This window comes from Bacteroides sp. RTP31139st1_H2_RTP31139_211217 (assembly GCF_040227615.1).
Lineage (GTDB): Bacteria > Bacteroidota > Bacteroidia > Bacteroidales > Bacteroidaceae > Bacteroides > Bacteroides uniformis.
Map to the genome: position 1 here is coordinate 1 of NZ_JBCNZM010000239.1, position 5,060 is coordinate 5,060.

At 47.3% G+C, this 5,060-nt stretch carries 3 protein-coding genes and 2 pseudogenes; all 5 read left to right on the top strand.

All coding sequences use genetic code 11. The features are described from left to right. Positions 1 to 1,152, top strand: a pseudogene (locus ABUA47_RS22900) (DUF1738 domain-containing protein); the annotation flags it as partial. Between the two features lie 11 nt (positions 1,153 to 1,163). Continuing rightward, complete coding sequence (locus tag ABUA47_RS22905; RefSeq protein WP_032558361.1) at positions 1,164 to 2,720, top strand: glucosaminidase domain-containing protein; 1,557 nt, start codon at positions 1,164 to 1,166, stop codon at positions 2,718 to 2,720. Positions 2,721 to 2,732: 12 nt separating this feature from the next. Beyond that, the gene (locus ABUA47_RS22910) at positions 2,733 to 2,909 is read left to right on the top strand and encodes a hypothetical protein (protein WP_010183082.1); all 177 of its coding nucleotides are present in this window, start codon (positions 2,733 to 2,735) and stop codon (positions 2,907 to 2,909) included. A gap of 82 nt (positions 2,910 to 2,991) precedes the next feature. After that, a complete protein-coding gene (locus ABUA47_RS22915) occupies positions 2,992 to 3,603 on the top strand; it encodes a hypothetical protein (RefSeq protein WP_009293380.1) in 612 nt (203 codons plus the stop codon). Between the two features lie 5 nt (positions 3,604 to 3,608). Further along, positions 3,609 to 4,994, top strand: a pseudogene (locus tag ABUA47_RS22920) (zincin-like metallopeptidase domain-containing protein); the annotation flags it as partial. Between the last annotated feature and the right edge of the window lie 66 nt (positions 4,995 to 5,060).

Below are 5,060 nucleotides of genomic sequence, written 5' to 3' on the forward strand. Positions count from 1 at the left end.
AAAGAAACGAAAAAAATTGTGCTTGTTATTGACCCACAGGCAAAAACCGCAGACGTGATTCTCCCAGCAGGGGCATCAACAGAGGTAGATAACGAGATACCAGGAATGAACAAGGGACGCATCATGCGAGCGTTGCAGAAAGAGGGAATCGAGCAGGTACGCTTCTACAATACGGATGGTGCATTAGGTTATCGGCCCGATGACAGTTATTTTGCCGAGAAGATGATTACGTTGGCCCGGCTGAAGAACTGGGCGATGGAGAAACTCTCCACACTGGACGTGGCTTCGGCAGTCAAACAGGCTAATGAGATCGGATTTGACCACGTAGAGATGATTCAAGACGATAAGAAACGATGGGCACTTTATATCAAACCCGAAAATAAGAGCGGATATAGCATCTATCCTGATAAAGAAGATATAAACCGCTTCTTTTCAACGCTCAAGCAAGCGATGGATAACATCGGTAAGGTGCGGATGGAACTGGCGCACAAGTATTATGCGCTGGCCGAGGTCAAACCTGACCTGAAGGTGGATTTGTTCCACAGCGAAATGCCGGAAATTGATTTGAACCGTATCCAGCGTGTTTCGGTTTTCAAAACCAAACAAGACGGCATACAGTGTGTCGCAACCATCGACGGACAGAAACAGCCTGCCCGAAGTGTCACTCCGCAACAGTGGCAGCGGATGTGGATAGCGGAAGAACGTGACAGCTACAAACGTCATCTGGCAGCTACTCTTTTTGCAGACGTACTGCAAAAAGGACAATCGCAGGAAGCACACACCGGAGAGAAACAACAGAAAGAAGCAGAGTTGTGGCCGATAGAAACGGCAGCGCAGGAACGGACGGAATCAGACAATGAGGGAATTTCACCGGAGCGGCAGTTGTGGGACAAACTTAAGGCGAACCATCCCGATGCCTTGCAACTGCTTCGCACGAAAGATGGTTATCGGCTCTATAACGAAGATGCGGTACAGGGTGCAAAGATATTGGGCATAGCCCTGAAAGAGTATCCGGAACGGGACATTACGGCTTCAACGGAATTTCCAACGGAACAGCTCGACAGCTATCTGTCTAAGCTCGTCCGTGCCGGGGCACGGGTTGCTATCAGTGACATGGAGGAACAAGAAACACACAGAGGTTTTCATAGATAAGGAGTAAGGAAATGAGCAAGAACCAACAATACGCAATGAAATATGCAGAGTATGCTATGGAGCAGATGCGCCGATACGGAATACCCGCATCCGTGACGTTGGCACAAGGCATACTGGAAAGTTCCAACGGACAAAGCCGTTTGGCGCAGAACGAAAACAACCATTTTGGCATCAAGGCTACGCCTGCATGGATTGCCGAAGGAGGAAGGTATGGCATATATACTGACGATAAGCCGAATGAGAAGTTTTGCAGTTATGACAGCGTGGGTGATTCATACGAACACCACTCCCGTTTTCTGAAAGAGAACAGCCGCTATGCCCGATGTTTTGCACTTTCACCCGACGATTACAAGGGTTGGACACAAAATATCGAACAGGCTGGTTATGCCACAGGCGGAGAATATGCCGAGAGCCTGCAACGGATTATAGAGCAAAATGGCTTACAGCAGTATGACAAACTGGTGATGCAGGAAATGGAAACACAGGGTAAGCGGTTCGGTGCGGAACATAATCCTCTCCGAACGTCTGAAAATTCAGAGTATGGTGCGGAATACTCATTCCCGGTAGAGCGTGAAGAGTTTCTTTTTGTTACCTCGCCTTTCGGTATGCGGCAAGATCCGATGGACAACACGAAACAACAGATGCACAAGGGAATTGATATCCGTTGCAATGGCGATGCGGTACTGGCTACTGAGAACAACGGGAAGGTGGTGGCTGTGAACCAGAACAAGAACACGCCCGGTGGGAAATCGCTGACTGTGGAATATACCCGAACGGATGGTAGCAAGGTACAATGTACTTATATGCACCTTAAGGAGGTTGCTGTAAAGGTCGGTGATGTAGTACAAGCCGGTGGAAAGCTCGGCACATCGGGCAACACAGGTACACGTACAACGGGCGAACATCTACATTTCGGCGTGACAAACTTCTATGCAGACGGAACAAAGCGTGACATCGACCCTGCGGCTTATCTGACTGAAATCGCACAGAAAGGTAATATCAAATTGGAAGTGTTGCACAACGGGAACAGCCTGCTCACCCGATATAAAGGAACAGAAGAGAATGCCGCCGGCAAAAACCTTTCACCCGACGGATGGATGAAGAAGCTGCTTTCGTCAGAGGATAGCGGTGTGGGAATGTCTGGATGCAATGACCCTATAGTAGAGATGGCGATGACAGCCTTTAGTTCCCTTATGCTCTTGGCCGTACAAATCGACAACAAGAACGAGGAGGAGCAAAAGACTGCCATATCGAAACAAATGGACAGCGGGCGCATCAATCTGAAATCATTGTTGCCGGGCATGAAAAACTGTGAACTGGCAATCAGTGAAAATGGAAAGGCTATTCTGCGAGTGGACAATGGAGAGCTGCGTATGTCACGTGAGTTGACTACTGCGGAGCTAAGCCGTCTGTCGGCAACATTGAATAACAACACTCTCACAGAAGAAGCCAAAAGGATACGTGTAACCGGTATGCTGAATACGGTTATCCTCTCGGAAGCGGCTTCACAGAATTTTGAACAAGGGATGTCCCAACAGCAGGGGCAGACAGAGAACTTAAAAAGATAGAGGCGTGGCGATATGGTAAAATGCGTGATGATACAGCTATGCAGATGTCTGTTCGGACTGTCCTACCTTGCCTTGTATGTCCTGCTCTGCTACCAACTCTTCGGCTGGATGGCAACGCTCCTTATCATGAGCGTTCAACTGTTCCTTGCCGGATGGTTGATTTGGGCAATGATACGAGCACCCGATTAAAAGCAATGATTTAGCAGTTCAACAACAAATCATGGCAACACCGTTGTCGGGTGATTATGTATCACATTAAAAGACAATAGAAATGATAAAATGTAATGTTACGGTATGCGGCGTCATCGGACGTGATGCGTCGATACGCACAAACAAGGAAGGGAAAACGTTCCTGGTTTTCCCTCTTCAAGTGATGATTCCTGACACAGACGGGAAGACTATGCCTATTGAGGTGGATGTCAGCAAAGATACTGCCGGAGAGGAGGTCTCCAATTATCGAAATGGTTCCCGCGTTGAGGTTTCGGGGACAATGTATCTCAAACACCGTGGTGACAAACTTTATTTCAATCTTTTTACTAACGAAATTCGTACAGCTACGGCAGATGTGAAGGATACGGTCAAAGGCGAATTGGTATTTCGAGGTAAGGTCGGGCAGCATATCGAGGAAAAAAGGGATAAGAAAGACCAGCCTTACACAATGTTCTCGGCATTCAGTACGGAGAAAGTAGAGGATGGCTTTGAATACCAATGGGTACGTTTTTTCTGTTTTGGCAAAGAACGCGAAGCATGGTTACAGCCAGGCGTGCGAGTGGATGCCAAAGGTGAAATAACCCTTTCGGCATATAACGGGAAGGTGAATGTTTCATGCAAGGTGGAAGAACTTGTACAGTATGTAGCAGATTCGTCTAATTCCAATCAGTAAAGGATATGGCCGGATATAAAAAACAGCACACGGACGGGCCGAACAGTGAGGATAAAGCATTAGACCTCTTCGCTGAAATGATGATTGAGAAAATCGAGAGTATCCGTAAGGATTGGAGAAAGCCCTGGTTCACGGAAGGAGCGTTGCAATGGCCCCGCAATCTTTCCGGACGTGAGTATAACGGCATGAATGCCATTATGTTGCTTATACACTGTGAAAAGGAAGGTTACAAGATTCCGCGCTTCTGCACTTTTGAGTGTGTACAACGGCTCAACAAATCCGATAAGGACAATCAGGAGAAACCTCGTGTTTCTGTACTTCGTGGAGAGAAATCATTCCCAATCATGCTGACTACATTCACCTGCATACATAAGGATTCTGGTGAGAAGATTAAGTATGATGACTACAAAAAACTATCTGATAACGAGAAGAAGGAATACAATGTTTATCCGAAGATGCAAGTATTCCGAGTCTTTAACGTGGCACAGACCAACTTGCAGGAGGCAAGACCGGAGTTGTGGCAAAAACTCGAAAAAGAGTATTCGCTATCGAAGATTGAGAACGGAGAACATTTCAGCTTCGCGCCCGTCGATGCGCTGATAAAGGACAATCTGTGGATTTGTCCGATCAAACCACAGCATCAGGATAACGCTTACTACTCTATATCGAAAAATGAAATCGTTGTGCCGGAAAAGGAGCAGTTCAAATCCGGAGAGGCGTTCTATGGAACACTATTCCATGAGATGACACACTCAACCGGTGCGGAAGGAGTCCTTGACCGTATCAAGCCGACAACTTTCGGCTCGGCAGAGTACGCGCGCGAAGAACTGGTGGCCGAGTTAGGCAGCGCATTGGTCGCCCAACGTTACGGCATGACGAAACATATAAAAGAGGACAGTTGTGCGTACCTCAAAGGATGGCTCGACGAATTGAAGGAATCACCGCAATTCATCAAAACAACTCTGTTGGATGTGAAAAGAGCAGCTTCTCTGATTACCCAAAAGGTGGATAAGATTGCACTGGAACTGAAGCATAACATTGATGAAGCACAAACAGCAGCACCGAAAGAAAAAGTGTATTATTCTTCCGTGGCTTATCTTCAGCTTACCGATGACACGATGCGGTTGGACGCATTCAAGGATAAAGGGGACTACGAAGGATTGCTGACTCTCGCCAAGGAGTATTATGACGGTAACGGCATTAACGAAGAATATACTTATTCTTCTCCCATACAGAACCGAGGAGACAATCTTTTGATTGAGGACAAGGATTTTGCTGTGGTGTACAATGGGAGTGTCGGGGGAACTTATGACGTGATGCTGAAATTCACGGAAAAGGAAGTACGCGACCATATCAGGCGTTATGGTATTGAACGTGCTGGAGATACGTTATAAGGGGTAGCCAAGGAGCTGTCTCTTATACACATCTCCGAGCCCCCGAGACGGAGTACCAGCGCG